At 65.1% G+C, this 14,501-nt stretch carries 12 protein-coding genes; 5 read left to right on the top strand and 7 right to left on the bottom strand.

All coding sequences use genetic code 11. From position 1 onward, the window contains the following. Positions 1 to 2: 2 nt before the first annotated feature. The 4 genes from OC450_RS08410 to OC450_RS08395 are packed head-to-tail and all read right to left on the bottom strand — an operon-like array spanning position 3 to position 3,704. The gene (locus OC450_RS08410) at positions 3 to 905 is read right to left on the bottom strand and encodes an NAD(P)-dependent oxidoreductase (protein ID WP_262047658.1); all 903 of its coding nucleotides are present in this window, start codon (positions 903 to 905) and stop codon (positions 3 to 5) included. Between the two features lie 21 nt (positions 906 to 926). Continuing rightward, entirely contained in the window at positions 927 to 2,300 is a 1,374-nt protein-coding gene (locus OC450_RS08405; RefSeq protein ID WP_262047657.1) for an amidohydrolase family protein, read from the bottom strand. A gap of 4 nt (positions 2,301 to 2,304) precedes the next feature. Beyond that, a complete protein-coding gene (locus OC450_RS08400; RefSeq protein WP_262047656.1) occupies positions 2,305 to 3,384 on the bottom strand; it encodes a maleylacetate reductase in 1,080 nt (359 codons plus the stop codon). Beyond that, positions 3,381 to 3,704, bottom strand: a complete 324-nt coding sequence (locus OC450_RS08395) for a Dabb family protein (protein WP_211383122.1) — start codon at positions 3,702 to 3,704, stop codon at positions 3,381 to 3,383. The genes OC450_RS08400 and OC450_RS08395 overlap by 4 nt, the downstream gene beginning before the upstream one ends. A gap of 108 nt (positions 3,705 to 3,812) precedes the next feature. On the opposite strand from OC450_RS08395, the gene OC450_RS08390 reads away from it, so the two are divergent. The 5 genes from OC450_RS08390 to OC450_RS08370 all read left to right on the top strand — a co-directional run bounded on the left by OC450_RS08390 (position 3,813) and on the right by OC450_RS08370 (position 9,905). Then, positions 3,813 to 4,736, top strand: a complete 924-nt coding sequence (locus tag OC450_RS08390; RefSeq protein WP_262047655.1) for a LysR family transcriptional regulator — start codon at positions 3,813 to 3,815, stop codon at positions 4,734 to 4,736. A gap of 13 nt (positions 4,737 to 4,749) precedes the next feature. After that, entirely contained in the window at positions 4,750 to 6,195 is a 1,446-nt protein-coding gene (gene xylB / locus OC450_RS08385) for a xylulokinase (protein ID WP_262047654.1), read from the top strand. 130 nt (positions 6,196 to 6,325) lie between these two features. Further along, positions 6,326 to 7,849: a sugar ABC transporter ATP-binding protein gene (locus tag OC450_RS08380; protein WP_262047653.1), complete on the top strand. Its 1,524-nt coding sequence runs from the start codon at positions 6,326 to 6,328 to the stop codon at positions 7,847 to 7,849. After that, positions 7,842 to 8,879, top strand: a complete 1,038-nt coding sequence (locus OC450_RS08375) for an ABC transporter permease subunit (protein ID WP_211383126.1) — start codon at positions 7,842 to 7,844, stop codon at positions 8,877 to 8,879. Before OC450_RS08380 ends, OC450_RS08375 begins: the two co-directional genes overlap by 8 nt. A gap of 78 nt (positions 8,880 to 8,957) precedes the next feature. Next, entirely contained in the window at positions 8,958 to 9,905 is a 948-nt protein-coding gene (locus OC450_RS08370; RefSeq protein ID WP_211383127.1) for an ABC transporter substrate-binding protein, read from the top strand. 132 nt (positions 9,906 to 10,037) lie between these two features. Here OC450_RS08370 and OC450_RS08365 read toward each other — a convergent pair whose 3' ends face one another. The 3 genes from OC450_RS08365 to OC450_RS08355 all read right to left on the bottom strand — a co-directional run bounded on the left by OC450_RS08365 (position 10,038) and on the right by OC450_RS08355 (position 14,396). Next, positions 10,038 to 11,573 carry a hypothetical protein gene (locus OC450_RS08365; protein ID WP_262047652.1) on the bottom strand — a complete coding sequence of 512 codons (1,536 nt, stop codon included), beginning with the start codon at positions 11,571 to 11,573 and terminating at the stop codon, positions 10,038 to 10,040. 29 nt (positions 11,574 to 11,602) lie between these two features. Further along, positions 11,603 to 12,778: a glycosyltransferase family 4 protein gene (locus OC450_RS08360; RefSeq protein WP_262047651.1), complete on the bottom strand. Its 1,176-nt coding sequence runs from the start codon at positions 12,776 to 12,778 to the stop codon at positions 11,603 to 11,605. 271 nt (positions 12,779 to 13,049) lie between these two features. Then, positions 13,050 to 14,396 (bottom strand): lipopolysaccharide biosynthesis protein, encoded by a 1,347-nt coding sequence (locus OC450_RS08355; RefSeq protein WP_211383130.1) that lies wholly within the window; start codon positions 14,394 to 14,396, stop codon positions 13,050 to 13,052. Positions 14,397 to 14,501 lie beyond the last annotated feature (105 nt).

The raw sequence follows: 14,501 nt of genomic DNA, 5'->3' as shown, positions 1-14,501 counted from the left end.
GATCACAGCTTCGGCTCGCCGAGGCCGGACAACCGTTCCAGATGCTTGACGGTCGCGATGAAGTCGGTGTCGCCGTCGCCCTGTGCGATCAGCGATCCATAGGTCTCGCGCACCTGGGCGGCGAGCTGAAGCGGAACGCCGACGGCATGTCCGGCGCCGAGGATCAGGTCGAGATCCTTGGCCATCTGCTTGCATGAGAAGCTGGACTCGAAATCGCGGGTCCGCAGCGGCGCGGTCTTGTACTTCACCATGGGCGAGGTCACCGCGCTGTCGTCCAGCACCTTCAGAATATCCTGCCAGGCGATGCCGCCCTTGCGCGCCAGCGCCAGGCTCTCGGCCATCATCGCCGCCGATACCGCGATCATCAGATTGACCGCGAGCTTGGCGTAGCGAGCTTCCTCGGTCGGCCCGAGGTAGGTCTGGGCGCGGGTGAACGCCGCGAACAGCGGCTTTGCGTTTTCGAAGGCGTCTTTCGGCCCCGAGACGAAGCAGGTCAATGCGCCCGTGTGAACGATGCTGGCATTGCCGGAGACCGGCGCGCGCAGATAGAGGATGTCGCGTGCCTGCGCCGCGGCGCCGACATCAGCGGAGGCTTCGACGCTCACGGTGCTGGTCTCGATCAGGACGGCTCCGGGCGCCATTGCGGCGATGAGCCCGCTGGGGCCGAGCAGCGCGCCGCGCAAGGCTGAATCATCGGGCAGGGACGTGATGACCACCGCCTTGCCGCTCACGGCTTCAGCCGGCGAAGCAGCAATCGAAATTCCCTGCGTACGGGCCTCGCTGATCCGCGCTGCGCTCTGGTCGAACGCGGTGACGGCGTAACCGGCCTTGGCGACGAGCGCCGACATCGGCAGGCCCATCTTGCCGATCCCGATGAAAGCGACATTCCTTGAAGCGTCAGTCATTGATCTTGTCCATTGGCGCCTTCAGGCGGCGCGTCCCTGTCGTTCGATGTCCTGCACCAGCCGCCGGCCGGATTGCGCCAGCAACTCTTTCTTCGCTTCCAAGCCCGCAACCAGCAGTTGGCCGTTCCGTTTCTTCCAGGAGCCCCCGATCATGACGGCCTCGATATTGGCGAGGCTGGTCTGCATCACGACGGTCGCGATGGGATCGTGCACCGGAAAGAGGTTGAGATCCGAGGCGTTGATGATGACGAGGTCGGCAAGCTTGCCCGGCGTCAGAGAGCCGATCTGGTTGTCGCGGCCAAGCATGCGCGCACCCTCGATGGTGATCCAGCGCAGCGCTTCGCGGACCGGAATCGTAGTAGTCGCCGGAATCGTGCCGCTCACTTTGCGTGACTCGGCATTGTCGAGTGCCCGTTGCATCGACAGCGCGACGCGCGCGACGCCGAAGAGGTCGCCGGCCAGCACGGATTCGAGGTCGATGCCGATCGTCGGCCGCACGCCGCGCTTGAGCAGCCGCCCGGTGATCGGGAAGCCGTGGCCCTGGATCATCTCGTTCTCTGGCGTGACGGAGAAGGAAACACCGAGATCGACGAGACGATCGAGCAGATCGTCGGGCAGATCGTTGCCATGGACGATGTTGATGCCGGCGCCAACGAGGCCGGCCTCGATCAGCTTCTCCCAGCCATCAGGCGTCTTCGCGGGACCGCCGCCCTGATGCATCGATGCGATCAGCTTGAGTTCGCGCGCCAGGCGGAAATCGTGCATGGCGACGTCCAGCGTCGAGTAGTGCGGGCCGAGGATCGCAAGACCAAGCGTGACGAGGCCGTCGCGGTCGGCGAGGGGCCCTGCCAGCAGCCGCTCGACCTCGCGGCGCGGATGCGGCACTTCCGAGAAATGCGGTTCGCCCGGTTTCGGCTCAGGCTTCGGCGAGCCATGAAAGAAGGCGGCGCGGATCCTGCTCTCGATCAGGCCACGCACGGCGGCGTCGGTGTGAGCAGGCGTCGGATTGTTGTGGCACCAGTCGACCAGCGTAGTGGTGCCGCAATTGATCTGGTTCAGGGCTCCGACGACGGTCGCAATGTAGATGTCCTCGGGCCGGAATACGGTCGCGAGCCCGGCATGCATTCGGCGGAAATATTCCAGCAGCGTCCAGTTCGCGGCATAGCCGCGCAGGGCCGTCTGCCAGGTGTGCATGTGTGCGTTGATGAGGCCGGGGATGACGATGCGCCCCGTGCCGTCGACGATCTCGGTCTCGGCCGCACCGCTGCCGAGGTCGATCGATGGGCGTACGTCGACGATGCGGGTCCCGTCGACCAGCACGTCGCCGGCCGAAAAATCGCCGATCGAATCATCCATGCTGATGACCGTGGCGGATTTGATCAGCGTGCGCCGCATCGCTTTACGCCGCCGCTTCAATGGCAACAGGCCGCTCACCGGCCCAGGCGCGCGCGATCAGGTCGCGGATGGCGCCGCGCTCGAGCGGGCGCGGATTCCAGTAGGCGTTGGTGACCGCGAGATCGGCCGCCTTGTCGATGCCGCTCTCGGGCATGCCGACGTCGCGCAGCGCGACCTTCGCACCCAGCCGTCCTGCAAGGTCATAAAGTCCCTGCGATGCATCGGTCGCACCGATTGCGCGCGAGATGCGTGCCATCGCGTCCGGCACCGCCGGTGCGTTGTAGGCGAGCGCATGCGGCAGCACGATGGTGTGGGTCTCTGCATGCGGCAGATTAAATGTGCCGCCGAGCGTGTGACAGAGCTTGTGATGCAGTGCCATGCCGACAGTGCCGAGGCAGACGCCGCACAGCCACGCGCCATAAAGTGCTTCGGTGCGGGCCTCGCGGTCATCGCTCTTAATGGCGATGGCGGGCAGGGCGCGGGCCAGCGCGCGGATGCCTTCTTCCGCCATCAGCGAGGTGACGGGATTGGTATCGCGCGCGTAAAGCGCTTCCACCGCATGCGCGATCGCGTTGATGCCCGAGGTCGCGGCCAGGCTCGCCGGCAGCGTCAGGGTGAGATCGACGTCGTAGATCACGGTCTCCGGCAGCACCGCCGCGTCGCGCACCGTGGTCTTGAGGCCGTTCTCGGTCTGGCCGACGATCGGCGTCATCTCCGAGCCGGCATAGGTGGTGGGAATGCAGAGCTGGTTGACGCCGGTACGCAGCGCCAGCGCCTTGCCGAGACCCGTCGTCGATCCGCCGCCGAGCGAGACGACGCAGTCGGCGTCGCACGCCTTCATCGCCGCGAGCGCCCGCTCCGTGACATCGACCGGCGTATGCATGGTGGCGCCGGGAAAGATCCCGGCGTAGAGCGAGCCAAGCGCCGTCCCAAGGCTCTTGCCCTGCGCCTCCTGCTGCGGCGTCGTCAGCACCAGTGCGCGCTTGCCGCCGAGTCGCTCGACTTCGGCCTTGGCGCTAGCCAGCGTTCCGCTACCGAACACGACGCGGCAGGGCAGGTTTTCAAAGGTGAACGAACCGATCATGCGCCGGTCTCTTTGATGGGATAATCCACCTGGAAGCGGCCGATCCGCAAGTCGCCCAGCGCCTCGCGGACGCGCAAATGTTCGGGGTGGGTGGCGTAGGCGGCGAGAGCGGCGTGGTCGGTGAATTCGGAGAACAGCACCACGTCGCAGGCGTAATCGACATCGCTGACGTCGAGCCCTACTTCAATATGGGTGAGGCCCTCGATCCGGCCGCGCAGCCCCTCGAACAGGGTTTTGACCTTGGCCCGGGCGGCGGAACGCTCCGCTGGCGTCTCCCCGCGCAGCCGCCACATCACGATGTGCCTGATCGGGCCCGACATTTCCCAGTTTCCTCGCCTGCAATCTTGCTTCTGTTGCGGCCATTTTGGCTTGCGGGATACGGAAATAAAGGTCAATAATCGCAAGTCTCTTTTCCTAAATGTGGAAAAATGGATCGCCTGCTGCAATTGGAGGTATTTGCCAAGACGGCTGAACTCGGCAGCCTGTCCAAAGCTGCCGAAGCGCTGCGCATGTCCAATGCAGCCGCAAGCCGGCACCTCAGCGCGCTCGAGGAGCGCCTCGCCGTTCGGCTGATCGAGCGCAATACCCGCCGGCTGTGGTTGACGGAAGCGGGGCAGGAATTGCTGGAGAGGTCCAGCCGGGTTCTGAGCGAACTGGCGGAGGCCGAGGACATCGTCAGCGATCGCGCGCTGTCGCCGCAGGGCACGTTGCGAGTCACGAGCTCGCTGTCCTTTGCGGTAATCTATCTGGCGCCGATGCTGCCGGCTTTCCGCGCGCGCTATCCGAAGCTCAACATGCAGATCACCACCGCCAACCGCTACCCCGATTTCATCGAGGCCGGCATCGACGTCGCGATCCGGACGCGCGAGCAGGAGCCGGATTCGAACATCATCGTCCGCCGCATCGGCCAGATGCGGCGTGTGCTTGCGGCCGCGCCATCCTATCTCGCAAGCTGCGGCGAGCCGGAACAACCCGCCGATCTCGCGCGCCACAACATGCTGGTCTACAACCTCGCCAACGATCCCTATTCGCTGCGCCTGCGCAAAGCCCATGGCGCGCAAACCGTCCGCATCACGCCGACTCTCGACAGCAATGACGGCCAGGTCATCCGCGGCGCCGCCCTGGCAGGGCTCGGCATCCTCATCCAGCCGCTCTACATCGTGCAAAGCGACATCGCCGCGGGCCGTCTCGTCCCGGTGCTGATGGACTGGGAGTTGCCGCTGCTCACGATGAACATCGCCTATCAGAACCGTGCCGGGCTGCCCGCCAAGATCAGGGTGTTTTCCGACTTCCTGGTCACCCACATCCGCGAGCATTCGCAGCCGGGGATCTGGATCGACGCGGCGAAGTGAGCGGGGAGCATCCATGTATCTCGGCATCGATCTTGGCACTTCGGCGGTCAAGACCGTTCTCGTCGACGGTGCCCAGCGTGTGATTGCAAGCGAGAGCCGGCCGCTCCCGACCGCATCGCCGCAGCCCGGCTATTTCGAGCAGGATTCCGCACATTGGGTCGAGGCAACCTTTGCCACGCTGGATGCGCTGAAGGCGACGCATGCCGGCGCGTTGGCGGCCGTCGAAGGCATAGGGCTGTCCGGCCAGATGCATGGCGCCACGCTGCTCGATGCGAGCTCGAGACCGCTGCGGCCTTGCATCCTCTGGAACGACGGACGCTCGGCCGCGGAGTGTCGTGTCCTGGAACGACGCTGGCCCGCCTTGCGTGCGACGACGGGCAACAAGGCGATGCCGGGATTCACCGCGCCGAAGCTGCTCTGGATCGCGACGCACGAGCCTGAAATTTTCGCGGCGACGAAACTCGTTCTGCTTCCAAAGGCCTATTTGCGCCTGGTGCTGAGCGGCGAGGCAATCGAGGACGTCTCGGACGCGTCGGGATCGCTGTGGCTCGATGCCGCGCGCCGGGACTGGTCGGACGCGGCACTGGCAGCGACCGGACTGTCGCGCGATCAGATGCCGCGTCTGGTCGAGGGATGCGCGCCCGCAACGACACTGCGCGGCGAGCTGGCGCGGCGCTGGGGCATGAGCAAGCCGCCAGTGATCGCAGGCGGTGCCGGAGACAATCCGGCGGGCGCCATCGGCATCGGCGCGATCCAGCCGGGAACCGCCTTCCTGTCCCTGGGAACCTCGGGTGCCTTACTGGCCCCGACGAGCACAATCGCCGCCAATCCCGACCGCGCGGTGCATACGTTCTGCCACGCTATTCCCGCGATGTGGATTCAGGCCGGCGCGATCCTCTCGGCCGCCTCTTGCCTGGCCTGGATCGCGCGCCTGTTCGGCGCCACCGAGGCCGAGTTGCTGGCCCCGTTTGGAACGCGCCCGCAGGCGCCGTCGCCCGTGAGCTTCCTGCCTTATCTTGCGGGAGAGCGCACTCCGCACGACGATCCCGTCGTGCGCGGCTTGCTGGATGGCTTGAGCCATGGCACCGATCGCGGCCCGATCGTGCAGGCGGTGCTCGAGGGCGTTGCCTTCGCGCTTGCCGATTGCCGTGACGCGCTCGCGGATGCCGGCATTGCGATTGCGGAAGCCGACGCCATCGGCGGTGGTTCACGGTCCCGGTTCTGGCTTTCGGTGCTGGCAAATGTGCTGAATGTTCCAATCCATCGCTTCGCGGGAGGCGAAACCGGCGCGGCGTTCGGTGCGGCGAGATTGGGGCGACTTGCTGTCACCGGTGAGGCGATCGCCGCCGTGTGCACGCGGCCGCAGCGTGTCGAGACGTTCGAACCCGACGCAGGGCTGGTCGATGCTTACGCCGAGCGGCTTCCCGCGTGGCGTGTACTGTATCGTCCGCGCCACTAGCATCGCCTCGACGTTGCATTCCCGTGTGTTCGGTATTGCCCTGTGCGGCGGGCTTTTGTTTAATGCGTGAACCGCGCTGACAAGAAGATCGAGACGCGGGTAGGAAACGCATTGTGCGTCGGGAGGCACGATGAACGATCCGATCCTCGAGATGCGCGGGGTCTCAAAATCCTTCTTTGGCATCAAGGCGCTGCGTGCCGTCGATCTCACCGTCCATGCCGGCGAAATTCATGCCTTGATGGGCGAGAACGGCGCCGGAAAATCGACGCTGATGAAGATCCTGTCCGGCGCCTACAGGCCTGATCCCGGCGGCGAGATCCGCATCGAGGGAAGCCCGGTGCGGATCGAAGGTCCGCTCGGCGGCCGCGCGGCGGGCATCTCCATCATCTACCAGGAGCTGTCGTTGGCTCCCAATCTCAGCGTTGCCGAGAATATCTATCTCGGCCGGGAGATATCGCGATCAGGCTTGCTGGCGCGCGGCGCCATGCGCGAGGGCGTCGGCTCCATCCTGAAACGGCTGGGCGCGGATTTCCTGCCATCGACGCTGGTGGCGCATCTCTCCATGGGCCAGCGGCAACTGGTCGAGATCGCCCGTGCGCTGCACGCGAAATCGAAAATCCTGATCATGGACGAACCGACCACCGCCTTGTCGGCCGGCGAGAGCGCGCGGTTGTTCGCGCTGATCCGCCAGCTTCGGGCGGAGGGGCTTGCCATCATCTACATCTCGCATCGCATGGACGAGGTTTACGCGCTCGGCGACCGCGTCACCGTGCTTCGCGACGGCCGGCTGGTCGGGTCGCTCGACAAGCAGGACATCCGGGCCGACACCATCGTTCGGCTGATGGTCGGGCGTGACGTCTCCTCCTTTTACAAGAAGGATCACGATCCTGAGGCGGGGCGAGGGCATCCCGTGCTCGCAGCGACCGACATGGCCGACGGCCAGCGCGTCAAGGGCTGCTCGCTGACCGTGCATGCGGGCGAGGTTGTGGGCCTCGCCGGCCTGATCGGCGCCGGGCGCACCGAGCTTGCGCATCTCATCATCGGCGCGGCACCGCGAACGTCGGGCCGCCTCGAACTTGAGGGCCGCGCGGTCGACATCCGCAGCCCGGGCGCGGCACTCGAGGCCGGCATCGCCTATCTGACGGAGGACAGGAAGGCGCTCGGTCTGTTCCTCGACATGTCATGTCTGGACAACATCAATCTGGCTGTGCTCGCGCGCGATTCGAAGCTCGGCTGGTTTCTGGATCGCGACAAGGCGCGTGAGCGCGCCGACCGCGCCTTCGCGGGGCTCAGCATCCGTGCCGCCGATGTCGGCGTCCCCGCCGGTGGCCTGTCCGGCGGCAACCAGCAGAAGGTGCTCCTGTCGCGGCTTCTTGCCATTGCGCCGAAGGTCCTGATCCTGGACGAGCCGACGCGTGGCGTTGACGTCGGCGCCAAGTCCGAGATCTATTCGATCATCGACAATCTGGCCAAGGCCGGCACCGCGGTCCTCGTCATCTCGTCCGATCTGCCCGAGATCATCGGCATCTGCGACCGCGTCATCGTGATGCGATCGGGGCTTGTTGCTGGCGAGGTCAGGCGAACCGAATCGACGCAGTTGAGCCAGGAAGACATCATGGCGCTCGCCACGGGGATGGAGCAACTCGATGCATGACAGCCCTCCGAAAGCGGACACTGCCACCGCCGCGGGCCTCGCGGCAGCGCAGGAGACGAAGCGTCAGCGCATCAGGCTCGTGATCCGCGCGGCCGGCATGCTGCCGGTGTTGTTGATCCTGTGCGGCGGCTTCCACTTCCTGTCGGAGGGCCGCTTCTTCACCGGACAGAATCTCGGCATCGTGTTGCAGCAGGCCGCAGTGAACACCGTGCTCGCCGCAGGCATGACCTTCGTCATCCTCACCGGGGGCATCGACCTGTCGGTCGGGTCGATCCTGGCGGCCGCCGCCATGGCCGGGTTGACGCTCTCCAAGCTGCCGGAACTCGGGATGCTGTGGCTGCCGGCTGCGCTGGTCACGGGCCTTGGCTTCGGCGTCGTCAACGGCGCGCTGATCGCGCTCCTCCGCCTGCCGCCCTTCATCGTCACGCTCGGCTCTCTCACCGCCGTACGCGGTCTGGCGCGACTGCTCGGCGGCGACACCACGGTCTTCAACCCCTCCATTCCCTATGCGTTCATCGGCAACGGATCGCTGACTCTCGTTCCCGGCATCGCGTCGATCCCTTGGCTCTCGGTGATCGCCTTGCTCGTCATCCTCGTCTCCTGGCTGGTGCTGCGCCGGACCGTGCTCGGCGTGCACATCTATGCGGTGGGCGGCAATGAAAGCGCGGCGCGGCTTGCGGGCATCAAGGTCTGGGCCGTGCTGATATTCGTCTACGGCGTCTCGGGACTGTTCGCCGGTCTAGGCGGCGCCATGCAGGCGGCGCGGCTCTATGCGGCCAACGGCCTTCAGCTCGGTCAGTCCTATGAGCTCGATGCGATCACCGCCGTGATCCTGGGCGGCACCTCCTTCGTCGGCGGCATCGGCTCGATCTGGGGCACGCTGGTCGGTGCCTTGATCATCGCCGTGCTGTCGAACGGCCTGATCCTCGTCGGCGTCTCGGACATCTGGCAATATGTGATCAAGGGCCTTGTGATCATTGGCGCCGTGGCGCTGGACCGCTACCGGCTGCAAGGCTCGGCCAGAACTTGAGGGGCTCCGCCAGACGAGATTCCGTTACGGCAACTGGTCTGCCGTGGCGGGAATGAAGACAGACCAGGGAGGAAGCCAATGTTGAAGACGATCACGCTCGCCGGCGCCGTGACGGCGCTTGCCCTAAGCAGCGCACCATCTTTCGCCAAGGAGCTCAAATCGATCGGCGTCTCGCTCGGTTCGATGGGTAATCCGTTCTTCGTCGCGCTGTCGAAGGGCGCCGAGTTCGAGGCCAAAAAGACCAACCCCAATGTGAAGATCACGACGGTCGGCTTCGAATACGACCTCGGCAAGCAGGTGACCCAGATCGACAATTTCATCGCCGCCGGCGTCGACCTGATCCTGTTGAACCCCGGCGATCCCAAGGCGATCGGGCCGGCGATCAAGAAGGCGCAGGCGGCAGGCATCGTCGTCGTTGCGGTCGACACCGCGGCCGATGGCGCCGATGCTACCGTGACCACGAACAACGTGCAGGCCGGCGAGATCTCCTGCCAGTACATCGTCGACAAATTGGGCGGCAAGGGCGATGTCATCATCGAGAACGGGCCGCAGGTCTCCGCCGTGATCGACCGTGTCGTCGGCTGCAAGAACGTCTTGTCGAAGAACGCCGGCATCAAGGTGTTGTCGAGCGACCAGGACGGCAAGGGCTCGCGCGAAGGTGGCCTCACCGTCGCGCAGGGCTATCTGACCCGCTTCCCCAAGATCGACGCCATCTTCGCCATCAACGATCCGCAGGCGATCGGTACCGACCTTGCGGCGCGCCAGCAAAACCGCACCGGCATCGTCATCACCGCGGTCGACGGCGCGCCCGATATCGAGGCCGCGCTCAAGGACCCCGCGGCGCTGCAGATCCAGGCTTCCGCCTCGCAGGATCCGTTCTTCATGGCACGGCGGGCCGTGCAGGTCGGTGTCGGCATTCTCAACGGCCAGAAGCCGGCTTCGACGGTCGAGCTGCTGCCGTCCAAGCTCGTGACCAGGGACAATGTCGCCCAGTACAAGGGCTGGACCTCGGACCGTTCTCAGTAGAACGCGATCCCTGCGAGGAGCGCTCGACATACGCGATGCCGGACGGCGTTGATCCACGCCGTCCGTCATGGCGAATTTCGCGCAGCGCCGTGAAGACGAGAAATGCCGTCCGCGCGTAGCGCGCCGGTTGATTCAGCAGGCGGTATTTGGACTCGTGCGCGGCGACAAGACGGCCGATGGAAGTCTGCTCGCGAAGGCGCGGGTCTTGGGTTGGACACGCGATCCGTCGATCACCTCGAGCTGGCCGCAGCGATTCAACGTGTGCAGCTTCCGGCCGGGCCATGCCGGTCCGGGCCTCAGCGAGTGGCGGACGACCTGCTTGAACGTCGTCGGCGAGAGTTCGACGATTTCCGCCAGGGCGAGCGCCGCGCCGTATCCGTCGCTGCAATCCTGGACCGGTCGCCACAATCGGTCGTTGATCGTGACGAAATTCCCCGCCGGCCGCGCGCTCGCGCGGTCGATCAGGACCGGATTGCTGGCATGCGGCAACCAGGGACCCATGAGGTGCTCGGCGCAATAGATCGCCAGCGAATCCGAATACCCGCCCGTGCCGTCGCGCCAGGCGCCAAACAGGTAATTCAGGCCGTTGTGCCGCATGATCGTCGCGTCGGCCAGTTCGAATCCCGAAAGCAGCGTCGCGTGCCGCTCCCATTTGTCCGGAAACCGAACGCATTTGTAGAGGGCGACGTCGCCGTTGAGCGAGCTCTCCGGGATCATCCACAATGCACCGTCGTCCTCGATCAGGAACGGATAGGAGAGGTGCCAGGGCTCCTCCAGCACGGGTACGGCGGCTCCGACCGGGCCGGCCTCGTCGAACTCTATCGCGGAAATGATGCCCTTGCCGACCCGGTGGTCGAGATCTTCAAAGAAGACGAATGTTCGTCCCTGCCACGTGATGGGGAAAGGATCGGCGTAGAAGTGATTTCCGGGATCGGCAAGCACGTTCCAGCCTGGTCCTGACAGATCTCCGGTCTGCCAGACGCCTGCGCCCTTGTTGAAGCGCCATCCGACATGCCAATGCGGGGCATAGCAGCAGAGGCGGTAGATCTCCTTGGCGATCGATATCGCGAGGCCGCGCGCGACATAGGCCGCCGGACGCCGTCCAATTCTCCCTGCGGCGGGGCGCGCCAGCTGCGGCACAATTCGCGGCCGTCCCGACAGGATTGCCGCCACCATGGTCAGGGTTCGCGCCATGACCGTTTCGAGCGCACCGCTCAAGCCGGCTGCGATCTCTCCGGAGGGATGGCCGCGGTCGAGGACTGCACCGTCGACCTCGTTGACGATGTCGATCACCGGCAGGTCGCCGGCGAGAATGGCGGCGAGCGCGGCGTTTTCGCCGGCGGTGCCGTTGAACAGCGGGCGGAGATACAGCCGGGCCGAGTTGCCGGGATCCCGCGCGGCGCCGGTGAAATCGACGATCACGTCGGCCGCGCCGGTTCGCGCCTGCATCCGTTCCGGATCGATCTTCAGCCTGTCGGCGCCGCCAGGCTTGCCCTTCTGCAACACCAGACGTTCGAGCGCGAACAGCGCGTCGAGACCTGTGGGCCGTGGCTCTGCCGTGGCCGTCCATGCGATCTGAACCGGCACATCCCGGCCGTCGATCGACAGCGTATCGCGGTCCATCCACCGCCGCGCCTGCTCAATTTCGCAACGAAACTCGATAATCATGTCGAGCCGATCCGTTTCAATGCGTCCGGTCAAATGACCTGGCCGAGAATTCGAACGTATTCCTCCACCATGGCGTCCACCGAATAGCGCAGCTTCAGGCCTTTGGCGTTTCGTCGCAGTTCATCGCTCAGCTGCTGGTCCGACAGGAGCATGGAGACGGCGGCCGACAGCTTGGTATGATCGGAAGCATCGACGAACAGCGCCGTCGGTTTTCCTTCGTAGGACAGCACCTCGCGCAAGACGGGCAGATCGGTGACGACCGAAGGAACGCCCGCGTTCGCGGCCTCGACAGCGGCCAGACCAAAGGTTTCGGCCTGTGTCGGAAAGACGAACACGTCGAGACAGGCGAGAAACTCCGCCATCTGGTGCGGGGTGATCTCGCCGAGCAGATGCAGCCGGTCCGCGACTTTCAAGTCATCCGCCAACTGCCGCAGCCGGGATTCGTCGGCGCCCTGGCCCGCCAGCGCGAGGTGCCAGGACGGTTGATCCGGCAACAGGCGTATCGCCGCATCGAGCCGCTTGTGCGGGTGCAGTCTTGCGGCGCAGCCGAGCAGGACGCGATCCGGCGGCAGGTTGAATTTCCGGCGCGCAGCTTCCTTCGGCAGGGTGAGGGCCTTGTCGTCGAAGCCGTGCGGGACATGCACCATGCGCGACCGATAGGCCTTCGGATAGTGCGAATACTCGCGCTGCATGTCCAGCGAGTTGAGCGTGATGAGGTCGAAGAAGCCGAGGCTGCCCATGAAGATGTCGGCCGTGCGGACCGGCCAGCTCATCGCCAGCGCGGATGACACCTGGTTGGCGATGACGGGCGCGCGGCAGACGAGGCGCGCGACGCCGGCGCCGATGACGTTGCCGAAATGCTGAAACGTCAGGACGGCGTCGGGCCTGGTTGTCCTGATATGGCGGCCGAGCGTCCACAGCATCCGGAGCAGGGCCAGCGGACTTCCCGGCCGGCTCGAGGCGCAGTAGATCGTATCGGGCGGCTCGTCGAACGAGTCCGACTTGCGGAAGAAGAACAGATTGGTGACCCGGTGGCCGCGGGCGGTCAGGCCGGCGCCGAGCAGCCGGGAGATCTCCTGCGCGCCGGCGTTCTCGGCCTGGGTCTGCACGAGAAGGACGTGCAGCTTTCGGCCGCTGCCGCCCGGTGGCGGGAGGGCTGTCGCAGTCGTCTCGCTCAACGCCTTGTTTGGCTGGTAATGGAGCACGGATCCCGACCCGCTGAAGAAACGAAATGTTCACCTTCTTGGCCCCGTACCTACCATGCGGACACCGCGTGAACACCGACTAGCAACAAACGGAGTTAATGCGCGGTCTGACGGACGGCAGCGTTCACGACGGAATTCCGCTGGTTCCACACGAAGGGAAGCGAGCGCGTCAACCATTCGATCCTGGTCGCGCAAGCAGCGGATCACCGCCAATTTAACCATGGATATTTAAGTATTGCCGAGCCGGGCAATTGCCCGATTGACTCGATGTCTATTCGCCGGAGTCCGCGCCGCGGACCGCGTAGGCGCCGCGCTTGGATGCCGACAAGCGCAAAAGTCCCAGAATTGAAGGATCGACCCCGGTTCGCTGCCGGCAGAGGATGTTGAGGGCGATGGTTGCGAGCGCCAGCGACACGGTGGCCGAGATTGCTGCGCCGAGCACGCCGAGCCAGGGAATGAGGACGAGGAATCCGACCAGCCTCAGCGCCACGTTGGCGGCGACGACGGGGACGTACTCGCGCTCATAGCCGGTCAGCTGCAATATCGCCGCAGATGGGCCGCCCGCCGCCTGGAAGGCCGTTCCGATCGCGAGCACGATCAGAACCCAGTGCTGCGCGGCGAAATGAGGCCCGAACAGGTTGAGGAGATGGGGGCCGCCGATCCAGATCAGCAGCAGCCCGCTGACCACGCACAACGCGGTCACTTCCGCCATGAGCCGCAACGTTCGCTCGAATTCCTGGTGGTTCTTGCTGAAATACAGCGAGGGCAGCCGCCGTGCGCCGAAACTGTACAGCGCGGCCGACAGCATGGCGAAGATGTTGGCCAGGCGCGAAGCGGCGAAGTAAATTCCGGCGGTTGCCGGATCCAGCATCCAGTAGACGAGGATCACGTCGAAATACTGGTTCGCGGCTTCGAGGATGGACGCGACCCAGAAATGAAGCGCGCTCGATCTCCAGCGGGACGTCTCGGAACGCACCGCCGTGCCGCGGAAATCCGGCAGAGCTCGCGTGATCGCGATGAGCTGTGCGACCAGGCCGACTGACATGGCAATCGTCATCACGGCGATCAATTCGGCGGGATCGAGCTGCCGATGGCCGAACATGATCGCGAACAGAAACATCACGACGCTGACCCGCCAGAAGAACTCCCTGTTTCCTTCTCCCATGAGAATGCTGACCAGCGAGCGCGCGATCTGGCTGCCAAGCATCAGTCCCGCATTCACGGCGGTATAGGCCGATACCGCGAGTACCAGCAGCCACCCGTCGCCTCTCATGCTCGCCACGATCGCGATCGCGCCGATCGCGATCAGCATCGCGACGAAGGAAATCCTGAGGCTCGATAGCAGCACGCCTTTGGTAAGATCGGGCTGATTTCCTACCCGATACTCGTTCAGAAATCGCACCAGCAGCGATTCCTGTCCGACCAGTCCCACGACCGCTGCCATCTGGGCCACCGAAAGCCAGGTCGCGAAGATGCCGAACCCGTCGGGCGACATCGTTCGTGCCGCCAGCGAGAACAACGCAAACGCGAGCGCGCCGCTACCAACCTTGAGCAGGATGGTTCCGGCAACACCGCGCGTCACGTCGCGCCGCATGAACTGGACGATGGATTCAATCATGGAAGTTTAAGGGGTAACTCCCCCGAAGAGACATTTTCCGATACGGCCGTCAGCCTAGCATGCCGAAAAACCGCGAGTGTTAATGGGCGTCCTCCAGGACCTTGC

Source organism: Bradyrhizobium sp. Bra78 (assembly GCF_024519855.1).
In the GTDB taxonomy this organism is placed as follows: domain Bacteria; phylum Pseudomonadota; class Alphaproteobacteria; order Rhizobiales; family Xanthobacteraceae; genus Bradyrhizobium; species Bradyrhizobium japonicum_G.
Note: the sequence above shows the minus strand (reverse complement) of the source record. Positions and strands in the feature narration are given on the sequence as shown.

Excerpts from the sequence above, each read along its gene's own strand:
- OC450_RS08410 (WP_262047658.1), bottom strand. The coding sequence starts at position 905 with ATGACTGACGCTTCAAGGAATGTCGCTTTCATCGGGATCGGCAAGATG.
- OC450_RS08405 (WP_262047657.1), bottom strand. The coding sequence starts at position 2,300 with ATGCGGCGCACGCTGATCAAATCCGCCACGGTCATCAGCATGGATGAT.
- OC450_RS08400 (WP_262047656.1), bottom strand. The coding sequence starts at position 3,384 with ATGATCGGTTCGTTCACCTTTGAAAACCTGCCCTGCCGCGTCGTGTTC.
- OC450_RS08395 (WP_211383122.1), bottom strand. The coding sequence starts at position 3,704 with ATGTCGGGCCCGATCAGGCACATCGTGATGTGGCGGCTGCGCGGGGAG.
- OC450_RS08390 (WP_262047655.1), top strand. The coding sequence starts at position 3,813 with ATGGATCGCCTGCTGCAATTGGAGGTATTTGCCAAGACGGCTGAACTC.
- xylB (WP_262047654.1), top strand. The coding sequence starts at position 4,750 with ATGTATCTCGGCATCGATCTTGGCACTTCGGCGGTCAAGACCGTTCTC.
- OC450_RS08380 (WP_262047653.1), top strand. The coding sequence starts at position 6,326 with ATGAACGATCCGATCCTCGAGATGCGCGGGGTCTCAAAATCCTTCTTT.
- OC450_RS08375 (WP_211383126.1), top strand. The coding sequence starts at position 7,842 with ATGCATGACAGCCCTCCGAAAGCGGACACTGCCACCGCCGCGGGCCTC.
- OC450_RS08370 (WP_211383127.1), top strand. The coding sequence starts at position 8,958 with ATGTTGAAGACGATCACGCTCGCCGGCGCCGTGACGGCGCTTGCCCTA.
- OC450_RS08365 (WP_262047652.1), bottom strand. The coding sequence starts at position 11,573 with ATGATTATCGAGTTTCGTTGCGAAATTGAGCAGGCGCGGCGGTGGATG.
- OC450_RS08355 (WP_211383130.1), bottom strand. The coding sequence starts at position 14,396 with ATGATTGAATCCATCGTCCAGTTCATGCGGCGCGACGTGACGCGCGGT.